This is a genomic window from Hugenholtzia roseola DSM 9546 (genome assembly GCF_000422585.1).
GTDB classification, from domain to species: Bacteria; Bacteroidota; Bacteroidia; order Cytophagales; family Bernardetiaceae; genus Hugenholtzia; species Hugenholtzia roseola.
This window is the reverse complement of the sequence record NZ_KE383878.1, coordinates 316,853-339,325: the sequence shown is the minus strand read 5'-3', so window position 1 is coordinate 339,325 and position 22,473 is coordinate 316,853. Positions and strand designations below refer to the sequence as shown.

Genomic DNA, 22,473 nt, shown 5'->3' with positions numbered 1-22,473 from the left:
CGCTTGCTGCCTTATCTAAAAATTTCCTAATTTTAGCTTCCTGCTCTACCCTTTGACTTATTTTCTGACCTAACTTTTGAATACATGCGAAAGATTTTTAATTGGGCTACCTTCACAGGCACGCTTGCCCTTTTTGCTTTTTTGTTTCTCCTGCAAAAAGCAGCCATTAGTTTGGATTTTTTAAATGTCTTTGAAGAAACCATCAACGACTTCAAACTTTCCGACCTCTACTTTGGTAAAATTCGCGACAACGACCGTATCCCTGCCGATACCAACATTGTTATCGTCAATATTGGAAAGTACGGACGCGCTGATATTGCAGCACAAATAGACATCATCAATAAGTGCCAACCCAAAGTTGTGGCGTTGGATATTCTCTTTTTTCGGGAGCGCGACCCACTCATAGACTCCATCTTCACCGCTACGATTGCCCAAACGCCGAACTTGATTCTGGCTACCAAGCTCGATAAAATCGATAAAAACGAAGAAACCCAACAAATTACCGCCGATACGCTATTCCTACCCATTAAAGCCTTTCGAGAGCAAGCCGAAAAAATAGCCTTTGTCAATTTGCCCGTAGATGACGACAAGCAGACCTTTGCCACCTGTCGCCAATTTATACCCAAAATCGAGGTCTTGAAAAATCCGCAAGACCCTAAAAGCACAGAGCGCGTTTCTTATTATGCCTATGCCATAGAAGCGGCTCGCCTTTTTGATAAGGAAAAAACAGAAGCCTTTTTGAAGCGAAATAACGAAGTAGAGGAAATTTATTATCGAGGCGACTGGCAAAAATTCACCTGCCTCAATCCCGAAGATGTCTTAGAAGAACGCTTCGAGCCTTCACTTTTGAAGGGCAAAATCGTCCTTTTGGGCGACATGGGGCTTGATTATACCGTAGAAATAGACGGCGAAGATAGGTTTTATACCCCCCTTAACGACCGTCCTGTCGGCAGAACTTATACCGATATGTACGGGGTTGTCATTCACGCCAATATTATTTCTATGATTTTAAATAGCACAACCCTCGACCCCATGCCTGCTTGGGAGAGTTGGCTTTTTTCTATCCTGCTTGCCTTTTTCAATGTAGCACTTTTTACGAATATCTATTTTAGCCGTAGATTTGGTATTTGGTATGATGTTCTAACCAAAGTGATACAATTTTTAGAAATTGTTGTTTTTGTCTATATTTTTATGATATTATTAGATAAAAACTCCGTTATTTTAGATATAACCGTCGGCATTTTAGCAACGGTATTGTGCGGTGATGTCTTAGAGGTCTATTTGGGTCTGATAACAAACCTTTGGAAAAAAATAACTGAACCGTACAATTAAATTGATTTTTTAAAACTAAAAGCCAAAATGAAAAAAGCTAACAGTTCTCAAAGAGCCGTTAGCTTTTTTTTGTTCGTTTTATTCGGCAGTAGTATTATTCGGGCGTTGTTACAACGGTCAGAAGGTCAGAAAGCTGGGTTTTGTGCTTCGCGCAGACCTGCTGAACCCCCACCCTGCCCTCCCCCCATAGGGGAGGGTTCGAAAACCAAATCATTTTTTTTGCATTTATGCAAAAAAAATGATTCCGAATCAAAGCCCCGCCCTAATGGGGGCGGGGTTTGGGGTGGGGTGCATTTAAAGCTTTTATCGTTGTAACAACGCCTATCATTCGCGTACCACTTTGAAAAGACGTGCGCCCCTTTCATTCTGCACTTTCAGAAAATAGATACCGACGGCATAGTTTTGCAATGGAATTTCTATTTTCCCTTCTTGATTGAAAGCAAGGCGATACAAAATTTGTCCCTTTGTATCGAAAAGGCTAAGGTCGCCTTTTCCAAAACCTTCGGGCAGTATCAGGGTGCTTTGTGCTTGGGTAGGATTGGGATACAAGCGGAGGGCTTCAAAAAGGGTATCGTCTAAGGCTGTGGTGAGGGCTTGGAAGGTATAACTGCGCGATTCTGCCGTACAATTTGTTCCATATTGGGCAATAATGCGATAACTGCCACTTTCAGTAGGCTGATAGAGTTCCATATTTTCTGTGCCTGCAAGGAGTTCGAAAAGGTTGTTCATGCGATTGAGTTTGTACCAAGCGTAAGGGAGGGCAGGGCTAACTTCTGCTTTTAGTGCCGTTCCTTCGGGTAGAATACGCAAAGTAGGGGCTTGATATTGCAAAAGCATCACGCTATCCGACCACGCAACGCAGGCAGTTCGCAGGTAGGAAGCGCGTACTTGATAGCTTCCGCCTTCTGTTACTTCTATTTGAGGGCGATTAAAAGGCAATTTAATGCCGTTTAAAAACCATTCATAACTAACATCTGGTAGCGCGGCTACGCCTAATTGTACGCGCCCATCTGCACAAAAATCTAAGCTCGAAGCCGAAATGGTCAGACTTTCGGGCAGTGGCAAGATGCGTACCTCTACCTCTTTTTCGGCACTACAGCCGTATCTATTTTCTGTAACAACGGCACGATAACGCCCCGTTTGGGTAGTTGTCAAAATAGAATCCTGACTCACAAGGCTATCGCCCAAAAACCACGTGTAGGAAAGTGGCAGGCTGCCCAAAAGAGTAGAGTCGGGTTGTATGGCAATGAGGGCTTGACGACAGAAACCGCGCCCTGTTTTGTTTTCCACTTCGATAAGGTCAAATTGAGGGCGGCTATTGAGTTGCACCTCTAAAATAGGCGAAGTAACGACACAGTTTCCTTTGAAAACCAAAAGTTCGTATTTTCCACTTACGCGCGTCTGCAATGTCGGACTATTTGCACCCAAAAGATTGCCGTCTCTTTTCCAAACATAAGCCGTTGCGCCATCTACAAGTTCTGCTTCCAAAGTGATAAGGCTTTCACAGCTAACCAAAACAAGCCCTCCTGCCGCCGTTGTGTCGGTAGCAACGTTGGCGATACGCGCCTGATACGCCGCCCCTACAAGGGCTTCTACCGCAGTTCGCTCGCCTTCCTGTCCCAACTCAAAAATGCTCACGTAATAAAAACGGCTTTGGCTAAGGCTTGGGGTCTGGAAGATGCCCTCGGCACTTTCAAAAAGCGGAGTGGTGTCGGTCTGATTTTCATACCAACGATAAACGCCCTGCCAATTCGTCTTGCCTTCTACCTTTAAAATGACACTACCTTCGCCGCAGGCGGCTAATACTTCCGTCGTTGTCGGGTTAGGGGGCAAAGTGTAGGCAGAAGCGGCTTTGTCTTGTGGCGTACCTCCTGCACAAATTGGTTCGAGGCGATAAGTATACCGTCGGCTTGCGTCCAAATTTCCATCGAGGTACTGATTGGCAGTGGCAGGCAGATTGGTAAGTAGGGTATTGTTGCGATACAAAACGAAACCTATGGGCGTAATGCCATTTTCTACATTCCACTCTAATTTTAGTACCGAGGCACTCAAAGGCGTGATGTCGAAGTCGCCTATGCGCGTGCAGACGACAGGGGCTGCTCCACCGCCACCACCTCCTGTGCCACTGCCGCCGCCGCCTGTGGCAGGCGGATTGACTGTTCCATTGAGGGTAAGATTGAAAGGATTTTCGTCTGCGTCGCCATTTACAAAAGAAAGCAAACCTGTGTAAGTGCCTGCTGCTGTGGCATTTAGGCGAATCTGAAAGCTCACCTGTGCGCCTGCTGCAATCGTACCCGAAGGAAACGTTCCGACCAAACTAAAACCTGCGGGTATGCTACTCAAAGCTCCCAAGCTAAGGGGGGCAGTACCCACATTGCGAACAATAAAAGTGCGCGTAACGGGTGTGCCTTCGGGCGTTGTGCCAAAATTATAGCTTGCATTTTGGTTTAAATTCGTTGTGCCTTGCAAAACCTGAATTTCGGGCGTTCCCACAGGGGGCGGCGTTACCGAACCAGAAAGACAATCCACGCCTGTACCGTTGTCCCAACCTACGGCGGAGGCGCAAATTGCCGTTTGTAAGTTGGGTGTGAAGATGACGGTGTAATCGTGTGGCGAGCCGCCTGTGCCTGTTTGCGTCATGGCGGTACGGTCGGTTTTGCGCGGACGAAACCAAGAATTGGCGCGGACAATGATATTTGAACTGGCATCTAAATACATATCCGTAACTTCCATAGAGTTGGTTGTGTTGCTGCTGGTGCGTGCCGTTATGAAAGTGCCATTATTGAGCAAACCTGCGCCTGTGGCAGGGTCTATTTTTACAATAATTGCCACCTTCGGACCGCCCCCTCCGCCGGGAGAAGCGTCTGTGTAGGTTTTTAGCCACCCCGAAGTACAGAAACGGCGATAATCTTGGGCTACTGTGCCTTGTGTGCCGTCGGTAGAAAAGATGGCGTAAAGCCCTGTGCCAGAATCAAAGAGTCCGTATCCTCTGCCGTCTGCCCCTGTGGTTTCGTAGTCTTCTCTACACCAATCCAAAACGCCTCCTGTAAATTTGAGCATAATCGGATTCTGATTGATAGCCGAAACTTGTCGCGTGCCGATATAATAATTCGAGCCACCGACAGAGAGAGTCGCTGCGCCTGCTGCCATGGCTTGGGCTTCGGTCATGCCACAATTTAAAAAGACGGCACTGCTCACGATGTCTGTTTGAGAGGGCGGCGGTGGGGGCGTATCAAATTCGAATGCGCCAATATCACACACGCCTACACGCGCTACACCGCGCTGGTCGGTAGGCGTGCAGCCTGCTCCTGCATTGATGGCGGGGCTTCCTGCCAAGATGGGGATAGTGGGTGCAAAGCCGCCATTATTGCCCAAAGTACCCAAAAGGGGATTGGCTATCGTTACGCTGGCGCTGACGTTGTAGTCGTTGGCTAAGTTGGTGAACTTGTTGGGAAATTGTAGGTTGTTGCCCAAATCGGTGAAGTGGTTGCTCGAATGTTGTTGAATGTTCCACGTATTGCCGCCGTTTCCTGCCGTATTCTGAAAAAAGATATTGTTTTTGATGCGAATAGAGGCAGGTCCCGCAATGGCACCGCCTACCCAACCTGCATAGTTGGTAGAAAAGGTACAATTTGTAACATTGACCGTAGAAGAAGCCATCGAATAAAATGCCAAAGCACCGCCGTTGGCAGATGTTCCCGATAGACTTGTGAGTTGGGCGCGATTATTAAAAAAGGTACAATTTTCTATCGTCGTATTTGCCCAGTCTGCGCGTATTGCACCTGCATTGACGGCAGCGCGATTATTAGAAAAAGTAGAGTTTCGGACGACAAAGCCATTATTTTGGTTGTTGTTCATCTGCACCACTGCTCCGCCACTGCCCCCATTTGTGCCACCCGTCAGGATTCGGCTTTCATTGTTATTGAAGTAACAGTTTTCAATTAGCACGTTGTCGGTATTGTCTGTATAAAGATTGCACGCGCCGCCGTCGGCTTGGGCGATATTGTCTATAAAATTGCAGCGTCTTAAAATAATGCTACCCGTAGCCGTACTTGGGGGTGCAGGTGTGGCTCTGTCTGTATAAATTGCGCCCCCGTAGCCGCGCAAAAAGTCGTTGGGCTGCCCTGTGTCGAAAGTGGCATCTGTGGTTCTGTTGTTGGTAAAATTACAGTCTTCTACCAAAAGGGCGGCATTGAGTCCGTTGATGGCTGCGCCATTGATACCTCTGTTGTTGGTAAAATTTGAGTTGCGGACGCTATGGGCATTAGGTCCCCAAAGCATAACGGTAGAGCCGCGCTCGTCGTTTTCGGCAATAGAGATATTGCCGTTGAAGGTGCAATTCAAGATAGTGGTGCTGCCCTCGAAATGACTAAAAACGGCACTGCCCCCTCGGTGTGCGTTGTTGGCTTCGAAGGTACAATTTTCTATGTTCAGAACGCCTTGGTGTTGGCTTCGTACCGCACCGCCAAATTCAGTCGTAAGTCCGTTGATGAGGCGCAGGTTTTTTAAAGTTAGGCTTGTAGGATTGACCGAAGTAGATTGTAGCAAAAAAATCCGAACCGCATTATTGCCGCTAAGGGTCAAATTAGGCGCATTAAGTCCGTCGATGGTCAGATTTTTTCCAACAGGAATCTCTAAGGTAGAGGCTAAGGTGATGGTCTGATTTGCCATGCTTGGTGCAAAGGTTATCACATCGCCCGAAGTGGCGCAAGCTATCATATCGCGCAAGGTATTTGCGCCTGAATCGGCATTGCTGCTCACTACTAAGGTGCATGCCCAAAGGGGCATCTCTATGGCAAGTAGCAAGAGGGTTAGTAAAGTTGTAAATCGTTTTTTCATGGGAAAGGTAGTATAAAAAGGTTGTATCGTGAGTTCGCTTATCGGAAAGGAAAGATACAACTTTTAATCTTATTGATGCAGCAAAGGTTTTAGATTTGATATGATTTCACTATTTTGTAATGTTAGAAACCCTGCTTTTTGCTTCTTTGGGAGGCTTGTTAGTGGTCAGAGAGTTTTGGCTCGCCTTACTTTGTTTGACTAATATTTTTAAAAATAAGGGTTTAGCCCTACTTTCTTTACACAAAATAGAAAATAGAGCTTTTTAGGCATAAAAAACAAAAAATCTTACCTATGTCTTGTCTTGCGCCAAATTTTATTTTCCTATCATAATAAAAGGCGACCAATAGTAGGGACGTGCGTATTTTTTCTGTTTGATAAGTTGCAGTTTCGCTTGGCGCAAGGCGCGTGCCTTATCAAAAGGGTATTTGTCTAAATTCTGATGCAAAAGGTATTGAAAAAATTGCTGCATCATCAAAGAGGTAGAATTGTCGGCTACTTTCCAAAGCGAAACACAGACATTGTCTGCGCCTGCATAAAGCAAGGCGCGTGAAAGTCCAATTACGCCTTCGCCCTTCGAAATCTTACCCAATCCCGTTTCGCAAGCCGAAAGCATGACCAAATCGGCTTTCATCTGCAAATTGAAAATTTCATCTAAGTACAAAATGCCATCTTCCTGATTTTCAGCATAAAGCGCAACACCAGAGAGTTCGGGGCGGCTTTCATTGATAAAGCCATGCGTTGCCAAATGCACGTAGCGATATTGCGTTAGGTCGAGTCCTTTGAATTGGTATTCTGTGGCTTGGTCTTGTGTGTAAATAGCCGTTTGTGCTTTCTGTTTGGCAAAAATCTGACTAATAAAACGAACCTCTTCGAGCGTTGCGGGGATAGGCGTGAAATTAGAGCGTTGTGTATCGGCGGCTACTATCAGGTGCTTTTGCGCCGCATTGGTAAAACTGGGTGCAAAAGCTAAAAAGCGGAGTGGCTCGGTAGATTTTTCGCGCTTGCGCTGTTGTAGCCAAAGGGTAGCCGAATAGGAATAGCTAATGTTGTAATCTTCAAGCAAGTATGAAAGTTTTTCATAGTCGGTGCGCTCTTCGTCTTCCTCCTTGCGGATAGGATTTTTGGTGAGCAGGGCTTCAAAAGGCAGAAGATTTAGTTTTCCATCGGGAATGAAAACGATATTATCAATATTTTTAGGCAAAGTAGGAATGAGTTTTTGATACAAAATGTAGGCACTTTTCAGATAAATGTGGGGTGCGTCGTAAATGATGCTATTGCGCAAGCCGTTTAGGTGTTTTTCAATCTCGACGCTATTTTCGATGCGCTGCACCCCAATTTGCGTCTTTGTGATAAGAAAGGAAAAGAGTTGCCGCTGTTCATAGTCCCAAAGATAGCTAATGACGGCAGTTTTTTCATCTAATTCGGCTTGCACGTCGCTAAGTCTTGCCTGTTGGGTATTGAGTTTGAGGTTGTAATAGTTGGGATATTGTGTTTCTAAAAAGCGCACAAAATCTTCATACTTGCGATTGAGTTCGAAGCGTTCATTTTGCAGTGCCAACATCTTGTTTCTGTCATCATTGTCGGCAATTTCCTTATTGATTTTAGCCAAATTGTCTTTAATAATCTTTTCTTTTTGCAATAGGCTATCGGGAATCCCTGCATTGGTTTTGGCTTCCACTTCTGCCATTGCTTCGAGTAGTACGACGGCTTTCCCCGATTCGGAGGCTAAAAAGGCTTCTTCTAAAAACTGGTATTTTTGGCTTTTTTTGTAAAATAAGTCTGCCAAGCCTACCTTCGAAGCATAAATATCGATAGCTAAATTTCCCAATTCTATCTTATCGCTTTTGCTGCTCAAACTCTTTCGGCGAAAATCAATCAGATTTTCACAAATTTGATAAATCTGATATGCCTGCTCTAAATACTGTTCGCGCAGCACCAAATTGTGTTCGCTCATCGCCCATTCTTTGCGCACATCTGCCCATTCTTTGAGCAAATGCAACAAGATAGCGGCATTTTGAGAGCGCAAAAAGTCTATTTTTTCTAAAAGGGCAGTGTTTTCTTTTTCCACTTGTGTATAACCCAAATTGCTCAAAATTGCCTCTTGCAGGTGCAAATAAGCATCGGCATAGCCTCGCTCCTTGCGCTCAAAACTTGCCAAAGTGCGAAAGGAATCGGACGTTTTCAGGTTGCCACGCCCAAAGAGTAAGATGCGGTCGTCTAAGGCTTGTCGCGCATAAAGACGCGCCGAATCGTATTCTTGCTGCCTAAAAAAGGCACTCGCCAAAAGGCTCTTTGTCCAAGCAACGTCGTTGTGGAGTTCGCCATAAAGCTCTCTGAAAGCCTGCAAAGATTGTTTGTGATACATCACCGCCGCACTATTTTGCTGCAAAGAAGAATACACGCGCCCCAGATTATTTAATACTTTGGCTACAAAATCGTGCTTTTTTCCATACAATTTTAGATAACTATGATACGCATTTTGTAAATGTATCAAGGCTTTATGATAATCGTGCTTGTTTTGATAAATCGTACCTAAGGTGTTTTCTACCGACACATATTTCTGTTTTTCCTCCTCGCCGTAGAGTTCTTTGCTCAAATGATAGGCACGAAGGGCATACTCTAAGGCGCGGTCGTTGGCTTGTTGGTCTTTGTGTAAAAGGGCTAAAAGTTCGTAAGTTTTGATAAGTCCGACGCGATTGTTTATCTTTTTATCTATTTCTATCGAGCGCAGGCAATATTTTTCTGCCGCTGTGTTATCTCCTTTTTTGCGTGTAATGGCAGCGGCTAAGGTGTAATAGCGTGAGATTTCGCGCAAGTCGGCTTGCGATTCGTCGGGGGCAGTGGCTTTCAAATTCTGCTCCTGAATTTGGATAGCACGCTCTAAAAGTAGGAGGGCATTTTCAAAATCGAAATAACTTTCATATAAAATGGCTAAATTGTAACAAACCTTGCCTACTTCGGGGTGCTGTTTGCCAAAGGTCTGTTCGCGAAAGGCTAAGGCTTTTTCGTAGCTATCGCGTGCGGCATCGAGGTTGCGTTTTTTGTAGAAATAAGTAACGCCCAAAAGGTTGTAGATTTTGCCCAATTCTACTTCCTGATTTTTAAAACGAACACGCTTATCGGCTGCCAATTCACCCAAAGAGATAAGCTCATTGACTAAGTTCTGATGATAAAGTGCCTCTAAATAAGGAGCTTGCAGGGCTGCCCACGCTACCCAATCTTGCCTACGCTCGGCTTGAAGGATAGCTTTTTGATACGATTCGGCTGCTTTGGGGTAGTTCTTGTCGGCTAAAAATTGGGCTGCCATTTGTGCCTCTTCTACTTTTTTTTGCTGCCCCAAAAGCGGAAATCCCATCAGAAAAAAGATTAAAAAATAAGCATAGCTGCGAAACATTCCGCAAAAAAAGCACTGCAAAATCGCCGATAAAGGTTTGAGGAGATAGAAAAATGGTACAAGCATGTTTTTTTACGCTTTTAAGGGTAGGATTCCAAAAGCAAATGTACGCAATAATCGCCTTATTCTTAGCTTTTTGAAAGGCAAGTACATAGTTTTTTCGAAACGGTGAAACCTTCTCTTAGGTTTTGCGTTCTACCTAACAAAGTACAAACGAACTGTTTTTTCCTCGCTTTTCAACTTTTCAGTTTTCATCTTCTCAACCCTCCCTTTTATATTGTATGGACAAGAACAAAAAGACCCTCGACGAATTAGCCAATAGCGCGAAATCTATCTCTGACGCAGAAGCAAAATCAATTATAGGCGGCAACGGTGATGCAGGTGACCAGCCTTACGACCCCTCTCAAACGGGTGATTCAGGTACGATGGACGACGACACTTGGCAGGCAGACCCCTCTTTCCGTCAAGGACAAGGCGGTGGCGGCGACACCACAACAGGTGGCAAATAACAAAACAAATCAAGCCTTGTAGTAGCCTCTTTTTGGCGATTTTTAGGGCTACCTTTTCAAACTAAAAGAACTCATAAAGCCTTGTCTTTATGGGTTTTTTTTGTAATTTTGAAAAAAATTGGCGTACAAGCGGCGATTTTCAAACAACGACTTTCTCACCTTTCTAAACCAAACTGCACTTCTGGCGCATCTTTTCTCTTTTTGTTATGAAATATTACAATAGTATCATCGAAACCGTAGGCAACACGCCCCTTGTCAAACTCAATAACGTAACCAAAGGCATCAAAGGTACTGTCCTGGCTAAGGTAGAATACCTCAATCCGGGCAATTCTATGAAAGATAGAATTGCTATCAAGATGATTGAAGACGCGGAAAAAGCAGGGCTTATCAGCAAAGGCGGTACTATCATCGAAGGCACGTCAGGCAATACAGGCATGGGCTTGGCGTTGGCTGCCATTGCCAAGGGCTACAAGTGCATCTTTACCGTTTCAGACAAACAGTCGCAAGAAAAGATAGACATTTTGCGTGCAGTGGGGGCAGAGGTGATTGTCTGCCCTACCAACGTTGCGCCCGAAGACCCACGCTCCTACTATTCTGTGGCGAAAAAGCTAAATGCCGACATTCCCAACTCTTTCTACCCCAATCAATACGACAATCTTTCGAACCGTTTGGCGCATTACGAAACCACAGCTCCCGAAATTTGGCGCGATACCGAAGGCAAAATTACACACTACGCCGCAGGTGTAGGCACAGGGGGGTCTATGTGCGGCACAGCTAAATTTTTGAAGGAGCAAAACCCCAATATCGTAACTGTGGGTATTGATACCTATGGCTCGGTCTTTAAAAAACTCAAAGAAACGGGTATTTTTGACGAAAAAGAAATCTATCCCTACCTAACCGAAGGTATCGGCGAAGATATTTTACCCAAAAATGTAGAAATGGACGTTATCGACCATTTCGTAAAGGTTACAGACAAAGATGCCGCCCTGATGACGCGCCGTCTGGCAAAAGAAGAAGGGCTTTTCGTCGGCTGGTCGTGTGGCTCTGCCGTCTTTGGTGCGCTCGAATACGCAAAGGCGCATCTCAAAGAAGGTGATGTCATGGTTGTAATTTTGCCCGACCATGGCACGCGCTACTTAGCCAAAATCTACAATGATGCGTGGATGAAAGACCATGGCTTTTTGGAGCGCGAATTTTCAACGGCGCGTCATATCGTAGAGCGCAGAAATGGAAAAGCCGCCTTGCTTACCATTTCAGAAAATACGCCTGTGGGCGAAGCCGTCCGCCTGATGAACAAAGAAGGCATTTCGCAGCTACCTGTAAGCGATAAGGAGGGCAAGGAAATTGTGGGCAGTCTGATAGATGCGCGTACTTTGAGCCGTTTGATAGACAATCCTGAACTGAAAAATAGCCCTGTGAAAGACATCATGGAAAAGCCTTTCACCTTTGTAGGGTTGGATAATACCCTTGATGTGCTTTCTTCGCTCATCAACAAAGAAAACCCTGCGCTTTTGGTGCGCGACGAAGCCCAAAACGTGCATATCATCACCCAACAGGACTTATTGGAAGCCCTAACGGTTTAAGTTAGTGGTGCTAAATTCTGCTTTTTGCGTACTCACAAAAAAGGCATAGGGACAAGGTGCTGCCTTGTCCCTACAACCGTAGCGCGAAGCTTTTGCTTCGCGTTTTTTTTAGCGGTCAAAATTTTAAATCGGCACGACAAAACGCTGTGCTAAGGTTTCGCCTTGCCATTGGGCGGGTTTCCACTTGGGCATTTTAGAAAAAATTTGGCGCACCTTTTCTTCTTTTTCGGCTTGGCAGAGGGCATCAGAATTGCCTTGCCATTCTATTTGCGATACTGCGCCTTCTTCATCTACTACAAAGGCGAGATAGTTTTCTGTTTGTCCTTCTTTTGTGGCTTCTTTTTGGCAGGGCGTTTCTTTTTTTACACTTTGCGCCAAAAGGGAAAGATGTTCTAAGGTTTCGGCTTGCGGCTGGGCATTGGTTTCTAAAATAGTAGTGGGGAAGGTTTTTTTCTGGTTCGGTGCTTTGAAATAGTTTTCGGCGATAAGCGTTGCCGCCTTTTCTGTGCCATAGACCAATCTTTCGCCATTTTGCAGGTCGTCTTCCGAAACCAAAAAAGTATGCGCTTGGGCAGGATTAAAGATTTGTGCCTCTTGGGTTTGTATGGGCGAAAATAGCCATTGCACCCCAAACCAAAGAGCCGCTAAGGTGGCAGCCATGCCAACACTATAACCTATCCAAAGGCGCGTTTTTGTTGTTTTTTGGGGAATAGGCGGCTTTTGCTGTTCCTTTTGATAGGCTTTTAAAAGGGCTTCAAAATCGGCATGTTTTGCCAACTCTTTTTCAGAAGGAAATTTATCGGGAAAAAAAACTGTCGGTTTGGAAGAGGAATTGGGCGTTTTCATGAGTTTGTGCGTTTCGAAATCGGGGCTTGGATTAGGCATCAAAAGTCATTTGCTTTTTCATTTTTTCCAAAATACGGTAGAGCCGCATTTTCGTTGCGCTTTCGGAAGCCTCCAAAATGTAGGCAATTTCTTTGAAGGACTTATCCTCGAAAAAACGCAACTGGATAAGGTTTAGGTCTGATTCAGACAAGTTTTTTAAATGCTTTTGCATTTTCTGCAATCTTTCTTGTAATAATTCTACGCCCTCACGATTTTCCGCAGGCTGATGCTGTTCTATCCAAATGGCAAGGGTTTCGGTATCGAAATGATAGACAGGCATTTTTTGCGTCTGTTGGAAATGTTTATAGACTTCATTGGTGGCGATACGATAGAGCCACGCAGAAAAAGGCACGCCTCTTGGCTCAAATTTGGGCAAGTGAAGCAGGGCTTTGAGGAAAGTCTGTTGTGTTAGGTCGGCAGCCAATTCCTCGTCCCCCGTTTTGCGTAGCACATAGCGCAGGAGCTTCCCAAAGTACTTTTGGTAAAGCACCTGAAAGGCTTGCGGGTCTTTTTGCGCCGCCTCAATAAGCGTTTCTTCGGCTACAGACAAGGGAATAATCGGATTGAGAAAAAAGAATAAAGAGCAGGTAGGATATTGCTATAATCGCAGAAGCTATAAAAAGTAACAGGGGTAGGAAAAATCGCCTACTTTTTAATTCCTCTTTTTCTCTTGTCCTATTTTTTTTGCATCTTGGCGGCACAATCTTCGCCTTTTCTTCCTATTACTCTCTTTTCAATTTTTTTCAAATGCGCTTTTTATTCAAATTTATCCTTTCGGCACTGTCCATCATGGGTATTGCCTACCTGCTGCCTCAAATCTATGTGAGCAATTTTCAATACGCCCTTATTACTGCCTTAGTGCTGGGTTTGCTCAATACTTTCATTCGCCCTGTGGTCAAGTTTCTGACCCTGCCCATTACTTTCGTAACCTTGGGGCTATTTCTGCTCGTTATCAATGCAGGTATGATATTGTTGGCAGATTATTTTTTGGGGGCGCATTTCGAAGTCAATGGTTTTCTATATGCCCTATTTTTTAGTGTGCTGTATTCTATTGCCGATTTTGTGATTGAACTCTTTTTTGGAGAGAAAAAAGAAGAAAAGTAGTTGCGGCAAAAAAACGCAGTAATGTTAAGTTCTAAAAATCATTGAGTAGGGACAAGGCATTGCCTTGTCCCATATTAAAAGACGTTGTCTTGTCCTAAATTAGATTGAAATAAAAAAGAGTTTTCAGACCTAAAACAGGATTGAAGCCAAATTTTATTTTGTGTAAGATTTGATAACACAAGTTTTTTTATAGAACCTAACACTACTAAGGGCTAAAAGTTGGCTATTTTTCAGGAATAAAGACCAACGATTCAGAGTTGATGCAATAGCGGATTCCTGTCGGTGGAGGACCGTCGTTGAAGACGTGTCCTAAGTGTCCGCCGCAGGTTTTGCAAAGCACTTCGGTACGAATCATGCCATAACTTTTGTCCAATTTTTCTTCTATTTTGTCTTTCATGCCATCGAAGTAGCTAGGCCAGCCGCAGCTCGACTCATACTTGGTTTCGGAAGTGAAAAGTGGCGTTTTACAACCTGCACAGGCGTAAGAGCCTTTTTCAAAATGATTCCAATATTTGCCTGTAAAGGCGCGTTCTGTGCCTTTTTGTCGCAAAATTTGATACTGGGTAGGGGTAAGCTCGGCTTTCCATTCCGCCTCGCTTTTTTCTATGGGATACATACTTTTTTGATTTTGAGATTGAGAAAGTTCTTTTTTTTGGGCGCAAGCCGAAAGGCTAAGAAAAACGAAAAGGGCTAAAAAAATTAGGCTCTTGGGCTGCGCTGTGCCAAAAAGGAATAAGGGGCGCGTTGGGTCTTGCATAAGCAGAAAAAAAGAGGGTAAAGAAGGCAAAATCGTAGGTTTGGTACGATTCTTTTCCTTCAAAACGGTGCTACAAAATAAAATGTTTTCGCTTTCGGCGGGCAAATATTTGTTTTGGCAGTTAAAAAAACTTATCTTAGCTTTTTGAAAAGAAAGCGCAAAGGGCTTTCTACCTTTTTCATAAACTTCACAAAATAAACGATTATGCAAAATAAAAGATTTTTTGTTTGGCTACTTTTGGCAGTCCCTTTTCTATTGGGAAGTTGTAGTTATGAGCGCGTAGATGCAGGCTACGTAGGTATTGAAGTAGATTTATACGGCGAAGGAGAGCAGAGTGTAACGCCTGTACAGGGCTTTGTTTGGTATAATTCCGTAACTACTGCCGTCTATGAATTTCCTACTTTCGTGCAAAATTCGGTTTATTCTTCTACCGAAGGCACTTCTAATCGTGAGTTTAAGGTTACGACCCAAGATGGTCTTTCTTGTGCTTTCGATGTCAGTTTGAATTATCGGGTAGAGCAGGAAAAAGTCGTTTCTATCTTCAAAAAATACCGCCGTACCTTAGATGAATTGAGCGAAACGGTTATCCGAAACTATATGCGACAAGGTTTTAATACCGCAGCCTCGCGCTATACTGCCGAAGATTTGTACCAAAAGCGCGAAACCTTCCAAAGTGATGCCGAAAAGATTATCCGCTCGCTTTTAGAACCAGAAGGTTTTAAGGTAGAACAAATTGTGATTTTAGGCACGATGCGCCTGCCTAATAGCGTCATGCAAAACGTAGAGGCAAAGGTCAATGCCAAGCAACTTAGCTTGAAGAAGCAAGAAGAATTGGCACAAGCGCAGGCTGATGCCGCTAAAAAAATCGCCGAAACAGAAGGCTATGCACAGAGTTTGAAAATCCAAGCCGAAGCCGAAGCCTACGCCAATAAAGTGCGTCAGGAAAGCCTTACGCCTATGCTCATTCAGCAGCAATTTATTGAAAAATGGGACGGCAAATTGCCTATTTATGGCGAAGTGCCTAAGATTTTCAAAGACGTATCGGGGCGATAAGATAGACAAAATAGCCTTTGAAAGGCGCAGACAGACCCTATTAGCGAGCGAACAGTTCCTAATAGGGTCTAAATTGTATTTTTATCCAACTTTTATTTTTATTTTTTTATAGATGAACTACAAAATATTGATTTTTTGGCTTTGCGCCAATTTTTGTCTAATTGGATTGATACAAGCCGCCGAACTCGAAAAAAAGAGCCAGACTTCGCTCCCTGCCCAAATGCAAAAACAAGTGGCGCAGGAACAAGTGGCACAAAAACAGACGATTTCCCCGAAAAATAGCCGAAACCATAAAAAAGTCTTGCGTCAGGATTTGCGCCGACAGCTCAAATCGTGGAAAGGGCAGTGGCAGCAGCAGCGCAAAATAGCCAAACAAAAGGCGAAAGTAGAAAAAACGGCACGCCCCCAAGAGATGCCCTTTTTTTTGGGCGTTTTCTTGTTTTCCTTTCTCATAGGGGCAATTATTGGCTTCTTTGTGCATCTGATTCCCAGCTCGCTTGCCTTTTCTATGCTCCTGATGGGGGCTATCGTGAGCGCAAGTGTTTTTCTGATTCTTCTAATTTTTATCGTAATTTTATTGAGTGGCACAAATTCGCTCTGTTAGCAGGGCAAAATAAAAGAAGAAAAAGCCACAAGGCTTCTATATTCCTAAAAATCCGTAATTTGCGAAAAAATCCTACTCACGACTATTTACTTTTGAATACAGTTTAAAAAATTACGGACATGAAACTTACCTTTTTTCTTCGCAAGCATGTAGGACTTCTAACGCTGCTTGCTGCCCTATTTTTGAATGCGTGTCAGGCTCAAAAAAGTGCCACACAAACGGCAGAACCCACTGTTACTTTCCTACACATCAACGATGTCTATGAAATTGCAGGCGTGGCGGCAGGCAAATATGGCAGCTTAGACCGCGTAGCGACACTCAAAAAGGAGTTAGTGAAACAAAATCCGAACACCTTTCTTATCTTGGCAGGCGATTTTCTAAATCCTTCCGTCTTGGGTACGATAGAATATCAACAAGGGAAATTTATCAAGGGCAAGCAAATGGTCGAAACCCTCAATGCGGCGGGGCTTGATTTTGCCTGTTTTGGCAATCACGAATTTGACATCAAAGAAGACGAACTTTTAGAGCGCATCAATGAATCGGATTTTGAATGGATTGCGACTAATACTTTTCATAAAAAAGACGGCAAAGTGCAGCCTTTTACGCGAAAGGGCAAACCGCTGCCTACGCATTTGGTCTTAGAACTGCCACAAAAAAACGGCAAGCCGCTTCGTATGGGACTGATGGGAATTTGTCTGCCCTACAACAATCCGCCTCATTCCTACTTTGATGATTTCTATCAAAGTGCCGAAAAGATGTACGATTCTCTTTCAAAGGTCAGCGATTTTGTAGTGGCAATTACGCACCTCAACGAGGTAGAGGATTTGGAATTAGCGCGTCGCCTCCCTCATCTGCCCTTGATAATGGGCGGACACGACCACCACAATATGTACCACCAAGTAGGCGAAGTAGTGATGGCAAAAGCCGATGCCAACGCCCGTACTGCCTATATTCACCAACTTTATTTCAACGATACAACGCAAAAAGTGAGAGTTGTGTCCAAACTAAAAGAAATAGATGCCACACTCCCTTCCGACCCCAACACAAAAAAAGTGATAGACAAATGGCTCGATATCGCCTTTCTAAAAATGAAGGAACAAGGTTTTGAGCCAAATCAAATCGTTACCGTAGTCAAAGAGCCTTTGGAAGCACGCGAGGCAGCCATCAGAAACCAGCAGACCAACACAGGGGAATTGATTACAGAGGCTTTTAAGCACGTTTTTCCAGCGGCAGATTGCGCCCTTTTGGGTAGCGGTTCGGTGCGCATTGACGACAAAGTAGAAGGCACGATTACACAATACGACATCTTGCGCATGTTGCCCTTTGGGGGGGCTGTGGTAGAAGTCGAACTCAAAGGCAGCGATTTGGTTCGCCTTCTGGAAGCAGGCATGAAAAACAAAGGCAGCGGCGGTTATTTGCAGATGGATAAAAATCTTACCCAAAAAGAAACCCAATGGCTACTCAAAAATGAGCCTATCCAAGCCGAAAAAATCTATAAAGTGGTGCTAAACGATTTTATCCTAACAGGAAAAGAACGCCACATGGAATTTATGAGCCAAGAAAATAAGGCGGTTATCCTCAAAACAACGCTTTATGCCGCATCTTCCGACCCTCGCTCCGACGTGCGCAAGACCCTTATTCAGTACCTATTACAAAAAACGCGAGAATAGTTTTTTGAAAAGACATTTTACAAACTAAAAATATTTAACTACTTCCTCCTATGCGTGTTTTTCAAATTCAAACGCCCGAAGACTTAGAGGCAGCTTTCGAGATACGTAGAGTCGTCTTTGTGGAAGAACAAGGCGTAGCACCTTCCGAAGAGTATGATGAATACGAAACCGAAGCGCAACACTATTTAGCCTATTCCAAAGGAAAGGCTATCGGTACGGCGCGATGGCGTTTTACCGAAAAGGGCATCAAATTGGAGCGTTTCGCCGTCTTGCGGGCTTATCGCACACAAGGCACAGGTACGGCACTGCTCAAATACATGCTCACCGACATCTTGCGTAGGCTGGGCAGCGGACGCTATTTGTACCTTCATGCCCAACTTTCGGCAATGGGCTTGTACGATAAGTTTGGCTTCGAAGCCGTTGGCGATATGTTTGAAGAATGTAAAATTCTGCACTATAAAATGGAACTAATCCTTAATGAATTGCCGCAGGTGGAATAAAAGTTTAGATTTTGTTTAAATTGCCCTTGTATAATTTTTTGACAAGGGCAATTTAGGTCTGATAGATTTGTTTTTCCTATCCTTTCGCTTTTTGTGGAAGGGGAGTTTTGAAAAAAGCAACGCCTTGCACCTTTTTTGCATCTTGTAGGGGAAGTTTTTTCGGATACTGTTTTTCACAACCTAACTTTTTCCTACTACCATGCCTATTGCATCTTTTCAAAAGCCTTTTTCGCGCCTTATGGCAGCGTTTTTTCTTTGTTTCCTGATGGTCTTTTCCTTCGGACTTGATGCCGCTTCAAATGCAAAGGCAGAAATAGCGAGTTCAGACAAAAAGACAGAAAAAAATCAGACCTTAGACCCAAAAAATAGACAAGCACTTTTTTTAGAAAATAGCGCAAAAAACGCCCTTCAAAAACAAAAAATAAGCAACTTTGAAAGGATACTACAAAAGAAAATAGCGCAAAAAATTGCCAAACAAGTTGAAAAAAAGAAAGCAAAAAATCATAAAAAGGCACAAAAAAACGCCACCACTACCCCCCATTCCGATTACGAACCGACAAGCCTTATTAGCTTCGGACTAAGCCTTGTCGGAATTATCTGCCTGCTGCTTGCTTTTGGGGGAAGTCCTTTTCTATTTTTTCCGATGGCAATTTTTGGCTTGGCGGGCATGATAGTGGGTTACGTAAGCTTGGGCGAGCGCAAGCGTAGCGGCAGCAAAGGTTTGGGTTTTTCCATTTTGGGAATCATTTTGGGCAAGATAGCCTTCCTTGCAGCCCTACTTATTGTGGCAGTTCTGCTTTCTTTTGCCTTTGGCTGGTAAAAAAAGCATATTTTAGCCCCTTCTCTGATAAAAAGCACGAAAAGGCAGGGCTTAAATTTTGATAAAAAAAAATGAAAACCTAACTTTGCACCCGAAAGACACTTTTCCCTCTTATTCCCGTTGCTCTGGCTTCAAATAAAAGGGTTTCCCTCTCTACTTTGGATAGGCTTCTTTATCTCTCCGCTGTTGTACGCGCGTCTTTTGCCTCGAAAACAGCCTTCAAAAAAGCCTTCTGAACCTCTGAAATTATACGCAAATTTTATACGCAATCTTATCACCTACTTATGGCAAATACAGGTAAAATTGTACAAGTAATCGGTCCTGTGGTGGACGTAAGCTTCGAAGACGGCGCACTCCCTAATATCTTAGATGCGCTCCTTGTCAAGAAAGAAGACGGCACCGAATTGGTTTTGGAGTGTCAGCAGCACTTAGGCGAAGACCGCGTCCGCACTATCTCTATGGACAGTACAGAGGGTCTTACCCGCGGTATGCCCGTCCATAACACTGCACAAGCGATTTCTGTGCCTATCGGCGAAGAAATATTGGGTCGCCTTTTCAATGTAGTAGGCGAAGCCATCGACGGTATCGGAACAGTCAAGACTGGAAAGTCCCTCCCTATTCACCGCCCTGCGCCTGCTTTTGAAGACCTCTCTACCTCTACCGAAGTGCTTTATACTGGTATTAAGGTCATCGACCTTTTAGAGCCGTATGCAAAAGGTGGTAAAATCGGTCTTTTCGGTGGTGCTGGGGTAGGAAAAACCGTCTTGATTCAGGAACTTATCAATAATATCGCAAAAGCCTATTCGGGGCTTTCTGTATTCGCTGGCGTAGGCGAGCGCACACGTGAAGGAAACGACTTATTGCGCGAAATGATTGAGTCGGGTATCGTTACCTATGGCAAAGACTTTTTGCACTCTATGGAAGAAGGCGGCTGGGACGTAGATAAAGTAGACCTCAAAGCCGTAAAAGAATCTAAGGCTACCTTCGTTTTCGGTCAGATGAACGAACCTCCGGGCGCACGCGCACGTGTAGCCTTGACAGGACTTACCATTGCCGAATATTTCCGCGACGGCGACGGCGAGGGCAAAGGCAAGGATATTCTTTTCTTCGTAGATAACATCTTCCGCTTTACCCAAGCAGGTTCAGAAGTATCTGCCCTCTTAGGGCGTATGCCTTCTGCCGTAGGTTATCAGCCTACTTTGGCTACCGAAATGGGTGCGATGCAGGAGCGTATTACTTCTACAAAGCGTGGTTCTATCACTTCGGTACAAGCCGTTTATGTACCTGCCGACGACCTTACTGACCCTGCGCCTGCTACCACTTTTGCCCACTTAGACGCAACGACGGTACTTTCGCGCAAAATTTCAGAGTTGGGTATCTATCCTGCCGTAGACCCCTTAGACTCTACTTCGCGTATCCTCGACCCTGCCGTTATCGGCGACGAACACTACAATACTGCCCAGCGCGTGAAAAATCTCTTGCAGCGTTACAACGAATTGCAGGACATTATCGCCATCTTGGGTATGGACGAACTTTCGGAAGAAGACAAACTTGTCGTAGCACGTGCGCGACGCGTACAGCGTTTTCTTTCACAGCCTTTCCACGTTGCCGAACAATTTACAGGCATCAAGGGCGAATTAGTAGATATCAAAGACTGTATTCGTGGCTTTAATATGATTATGGACGGCGAATTGGATAAATATCCTGAAAAAGCCTTCCTTTTGAAGGGCAAAATCGAAGACGTTATCGAAGCGGGTGAGCGTCTTTTGAAAGAGGCGAACTAAGCCCTTGCCCACACAACTTTATCACGCCTGCTCAAAAAGCCTTATCGCGCCTATCCGCTCGATAAGGCTCTCATTGGCAGATTCCTTAAAAACAATACGGTATGCAAGTTGAAGTCATCACTCCCGACGATAAAGTATTCACAGGAACGGCGCAAGGCGTGAAAGTTCCCGGCAGCAAAGGCTCTTTCGAGGTCTTGCAGGGACACTCCGCTTTGGTTAGCTCCTTAGAAAAAGGCAAAGTACGCATCAGAAATGGCAATCAAGATATTTTTGTACAAATTGATGGTGGAGTCATCGAGGTGCAAAATAATCAAGTCGTTATCTTAGCCGAAAAAGCGACGGTGGCGTAGTTTGTTTCCTTTTTTCTCCTAAAAAAGCCTTTTGTAGCGAATACAAAGGGCTTTTTTATTTTTTACTTGGCTATGTAACTTTTGTAACATAACTTTTCCTACCCAAGTCGTAATTTTGCCCTTACCGCCTTCAAACCAATAGCCCATGCGCACACTTCAACAATCCCCTTTCGGACAAACGCCGAAGGGCGAGTTTTGGGTCAGAACCCTATTTTTTGTAGCCTTACTGCTGCTGATTTTGGCTCTCTTTTTCACCAAATTAAATAGTGGTGTCGCGCTTTTTTTAGGTTTCGTCTTTGTGCTTACTATCGGCAATCCTTTTCCGAAGAAAACGGCAAATTTTGCCAAAATGCTGCTCAAAATTTCGGTTGTGGGCTTGGGCTTTGGGTTAAATGCAGAGCAAGCCCTTGCTGCGGGGCGCGAAGGTTTTGGGCTTACGCTGCTTTCTATCTTTCTGACCCTTTTCTTAGGGCTTTTGTTGGGAAAGTGGCTCAAAGTAGAATTTAACCTCACCTACCTATTGAGCGCAGGCACTGCCATTTGTGGCGGAAGTGCCATTGCTGCCATTTCCCCTTTGTTGGCGGCAAAAGAACAGGAGATTTCTGTCGCAATGGGCGTTGTTTTTTTATTAAATGCCTTAGCACTTTTTATCTTCCCCTTTATTGGACATTACCTCGAATTTTCAGAGCCTACCTTTGGGCTTTGGGCAGCCATTGCGATACACGATACTAGCTCGGTAGTGGGGGCGGCTTCTTCTTATGGGCAGCAAGCCCTACAAGTGGCGACAACCGTCAAATTGATGCGTGCTTTGTGGATTATTCCACTTTCTTTCCTAACCTTAGCAATCGTAGCAAGGCGCAAAAAAGAGGGCGATATGCCCAAAAAGGCGTTTCAAATTGATGTGCCTTATTTTATAGGTTTCTTTGTCCTTGCTATTTTATTGAATAGTTATCATTCTTATTTTCTGCCTGATGCCATGCAGCCCTTTTTTGCAGAAAGTAGCCAAATCGTGTTGGGGCTTGCCAAAAAAGCCCTTGCCCTGACGCTTTTTCTGATAGGATTAAATCTTTCTTACGACAAGATAAAAGCCGTAGGGTTTCGCCCCTTGTTGTTGGCTCTCTTGTTGTGGCTGATAATTAGTGTGGGAGCTGCTTGGTTTTTGCAAGTTACGAATAGTCTATGATGGACGTTGTTACAACGATAAAAGCCTCAAATGCACCCTGTTCCAGTGATGTTAAATTCTAAAAATTAGATTCAAACATAGGGACAAGGCATTGCCTTGTCCTATG

Annotated in this window: 17 protein-coding genes; 12 read left to right on the top strand and 5 right to left on the bottom strand. The window is 44.4% G+C overall.

The annotated features are described in order from the left end of the window. The first annotated feature begins 84 nt into the window (after nucleotides 1–84). Nucleotides 85–1,332, top strand: coding sequence for a CHASE2 domain-containing protein (locus tag G500_RS0110050; protein WP_027002466.1), 1,248 nt, complete (start codon nucleotides 85–87; stop codon nucleotides 1,330–1,332). A gap of 324 nt (nucleotides 1,333–1,656) precedes the next feature. Here the strand turns inward: G500_RS0110050 and G500_RS25030 are convergent, their stop codons facing one another. Together G500_RS25030 and G500_RS0110030 are read right to left on the bottom strand one after the other, a co-directional pair. After that, the gene (locus tag G500_RS25030; RefSeq protein ID WP_161626117.1) at nucleotides 1,657–6,171 is read right to left on the bottom strand and encodes a choice-of-anchor Q domain-containing protein; all 4,515 of its coding nucleotides are present in this window, start codon (nucleotides 6,169–6,171) and stop codon (nucleotides 1,657–1,659) included. A 313-nt stretch (nucleotides 6,172–6,484) separates the two neighbouring features. Further along, nucleotides 6,485–9,526, bottom strand: coding sequence for a CHAT domain-containing protein (locus G500_RS0110030; RefSeq protein WP_161626116.1), 3,042 nt, complete (start codon nucleotides 9,524–9,526; stop codon nucleotides 6,485–6,487). A gap of 320 nt (nucleotides 9,527–9,846) precedes the next feature. Here G500_RS0110030 and G500_RS0110020 point away from each other — a divergent pair, with 320 nt between their 5' ends. After that, complete coding sequence (locus G500_RS0110020; RefSeq protein ID WP_027002463.1) at nucleotides 9,847–10,074, top strand: hypothetical protein; 228 nt, start codon at nucleotides 9,847–9,849, stop codon at nucleotides 10,072–10,074. A 206-nt stretch (nucleotides 10,075–10,280) separates the two neighbouring features. Beyond that, nucleotides 10,281–11,657, top strand: coding sequence for a cystathionine beta-synthase (locus tag G500_RS0110010; RefSeq protein ID WP_027002462.1), 1,377 nt, complete (start codon nucleotides 10,281–10,283; stop codon nucleotides 11,655–11,657). A gap of 123 nt (nucleotides 11,658–11,780) precedes the next feature. On the opposite strand, the gene G500_RS0110005 is transcribed toward G500_RS0110010, so the two are convergent. Further along, the gene (locus G500_RS0110005; protein WP_154657113.1) at nucleotides 11,781–12,545 is read right to left on the bottom strand and encodes a hypothetical protein; all 765 of its coding nucleotides are present in this window, start codon (nucleotides 12,543–12,545) and stop codon (nucleotides 11,781–11,783) included. Next, the gene (locus G500_RS0110000; RefSeq protein WP_051203421.1) at nucleotides 12,535–13,092 is read right to left on the bottom strand and encodes an RNA polymerase sigma factor; all 558 of its coding nucleotides are present in this window, start codon (nucleotides 13,090–13,092) and stop codon (nucleotides 12,535–12,537) included. The genes G500_RS0110005 and G500_RS0110000 overlap by 11 nt, the downstream gene beginning before the upstream one ends. A 197-nt stretch (nucleotides 13,093–13,289) precedes the next feature. Between G500_RS0110000 and G500_RS0109995 the strand changes: the two genes are divergently transcribed. Further along, nucleotides 13,290–13,646, top strand: coding sequence for a phage holin family protein (locus G500_RS0109995; RefSeq protein WP_027002459.1), 357 nt, complete (start codon nucleotides 13,290–13,292; stop codon nucleotides 13,644–13,646). Nucleotides 13,647–13,869: 223 nt separating this feature from the next. Here the strand turns inward: G500_RS0109995 and msrB are convergent, their stop codons facing one another. After that, on the bottom strand, nucleotides 13,870–14,403 hold the full coding sequence (gene msrB / locus G500_RS0109990; protein WP_086047878.1) for a peptide-methionine (R)-S-oxide reductase MsrB: 534 nt from the start codon (nucleotides 14,401–14,403) through the stop codon (nucleotides 13,870–13,872). A 204-nt stretch (nucleotides 14,404–14,607) separates the two neighbouring features. Between msrB and G500_RS0109985 the strand changes: the two genes are divergently transcribed. The 8 genes from G500_RS0109985 (at nucleotide 14,608) to G500_RS0109940 (ending at nucleotide 22,367) form a co-directional block, all read left to right on the top strand. Next, on the top strand, nucleotides 14,608–15,456 hold the full coding sequence (locus G500_RS0109985) for an SPFH domain-containing protein (RefSeq protein ID WP_027002457.1): 849 nt from the start codon (nucleotides 14,608–14,610) through the stop codon (nucleotides 15,454–15,456). Between the two features lie 112 nt (nucleotides 15,457–15,568). Continuing rightward, nucleotides 15,569–16,060, top strand: a complete 492-nt coding sequence (locus G500_RS0109980) for an MFS transporter (protein ID WP_027002456.1) — start codon at nucleotides 15,569–15,571, stop codon at nucleotides 16,058–16,060. Between the two features lie 119 nt (nucleotides 16,061–16,179). Further along, nucleotides 16,180–17,730 (top strand): bifunctional metallophosphatase/5'-nucleotidase, encoded by a 1,551-nt coding sequence (locus tag G500_RS23130; RefSeq protein ID WP_051203420.1) that lies wholly within the window; start codon nucleotides 16,180–16,182, stop codon nucleotides 17,728–17,730. A gap of 50 nt (nucleotides 17,731–17,780) precedes the next feature. Then, on the top strand, nucleotides 17,781–18,230 hold the full coding sequence (locus G500_RS0109970; protein WP_027002455.1) for a GNAT family N-acetyltransferase: 450 nt from the start codon (nucleotides 17,781–17,783) through the stop codon (nucleotides 18,228–18,230). Nucleotides 18,231–18,429: 199 nt separating this feature from the next. Then, complete coding sequence (locus G500_RS0109960) at nucleotides 18,430–19,050, top strand: DUF4190 domain-containing protein (RefSeq protein WP_027002454.1); 621 nt, start codon at nucleotides 18,430–18,432, stop codon at nucleotides 19,048–19,050. A 284-nt stretch (nucleotides 19,051–19,334) separates the two neighbouring features. Next, complete coding sequence (atpD, locus tag G500_RS0109955) at nucleotides 19,335–20,834, top strand: F0F1 ATP synthase subunit beta (RefSeq protein WP_027002453.1); 1,500 nt, start codon at nucleotides 19,335–19,337, stop codon at nucleotides 20,832–20,834. A 101-nt stretch (nucleotides 20,835–20,935) separates the two neighbouring features. Next, entirely contained in the window at nucleotides 20,936–21,184 is a 249-nt protein-coding gene (atpC, locus tag G500_RS0109950; RefSeq protein ID WP_027002452.1) for an ATP synthase F1 subunit epsilon, read from the top strand. Nucleotides 21,185–21,329: 145 nt separating this feature from the next. Further along, on the top strand, nucleotides 21,330–22,367 hold the full coding sequence (locus G500_RS0109940; protein ID WP_027002451.1) for a YeiH family protein: 1,038 nt from the start codon (nucleotides 21,330–21,332) through the stop codon (nucleotides 22,365–22,367). Nucleotides 22,368–22,473 lie beyond the last annotated feature (106 nt).

What these genes read in the sequence shown, in the direction of transcription:
- G500_RS0110050 (WP_027002466.1), top strand. Translation starts at nt 85, where the DNA reads ATGCGAAAGATTTTTAATTGGGCTACCTTCACAGGCACGCTTGCCCTT.
- G500_RS25030 (WP_161626117.1), bottom strand. Translation starts at nt 6,171, where the DNA reads ATGAAAAAACGATTTACAACTTTACTAACCCTCTTGCTACTTGCCATA.
- G500_RS0110030 (WP_161626116.1), bottom strand. Translation starts at nt 9,526, where the DNA reads ATGGGATTTCCGCTTTTGGGGCAGCAAAAAAAAGTAGAAGAGGCACAA.
- G500_RS0110020 (WP_027002463.1), top strand. Translation starts at nt 9,847, where the DNA reads ATGGACAAGAACAAAAAGACCCTCGACGAATTAGCCAATAGCGCGAAA.
- G500_RS0110010 (WP_027002462.1), top strand. Translation starts at nt 10,281, where the DNA reads ATGAAATATTACAATAGTATCATCGAAACCGTAGGCAACACGCCCCTT.
- G500_RS0109995 (WP_027002459.1), top strand. Translation starts at nt 13,290, where the DNA reads ATGCGCTTTTTATTCAAATTTATCCTTTCGGCACTGTCCATCATGGGT.
- msrB (WP_086047878.1), bottom strand. Translation starts at nt 14,403, where the DNA reads ATGCAAGACCCAACGCGCCCCTTATTCCTTTTTGGCACAGCGCAGCCC.
- G500_RS0109985 (WP_027002457.1), top strand. Translation starts at nt 14,608, where the DNA reads ATGCAAAATAAAAGATTTTTTGTTTGGCTACTTTTGGCAGTCCCTTTT.
- G500_RS0109980 (WP_027002456.1), top strand. Translation starts at nt 15,569, where the DNA reads ATGAACTACAAAATATTGATTTTTTGGCTTTGCGCCAATTTTTGTCTA.
- G500_RS23130 (WP_051203420.1), top strand. Translation starts at nt 16,180, where the DNA reads ATGAAACTTACCTTTTTTCTTCGCAAGCATGTAGGACTTCTAACGCTG.
- G500_RS0109970 (WP_027002455.1), top strand. Translation starts at nt 17,781, where the DNA reads ATGCGTGTTTTTCAAATTCAAACGCCCGAAGACTTAGAGGCAGCTTTC.
- G500_RS0109960 (WP_027002454.1), top strand. Translation starts at nt 18,430, where the DNA reads ATGCCTATTGCATCTTTTCAAAAGCCTTTTTCGCGCCTTATGGCAGCG.
- atpD (WP_027002453.1), top strand. Translation starts at nt 19,335, where the DNA reads ATGGCAAATACAGGTAAAATTGTACAAGTAATCGGTCCTGTGGTGGAC.
- atpC (WP_027002452.1), top strand. Translation starts at nt 20,936, where the DNA reads ATGCAAGTTGAAGTCATCACTCCCGACGATAAAGTATTCACAGGAACG.
- G500_RS0109940 (WP_027002451.1), top strand. Translation starts at nt 21,330, where the DNA reads ATGCGCACACTTCAACAATCCCCTTTCGGACAAACGCCGAAGGGCGAG.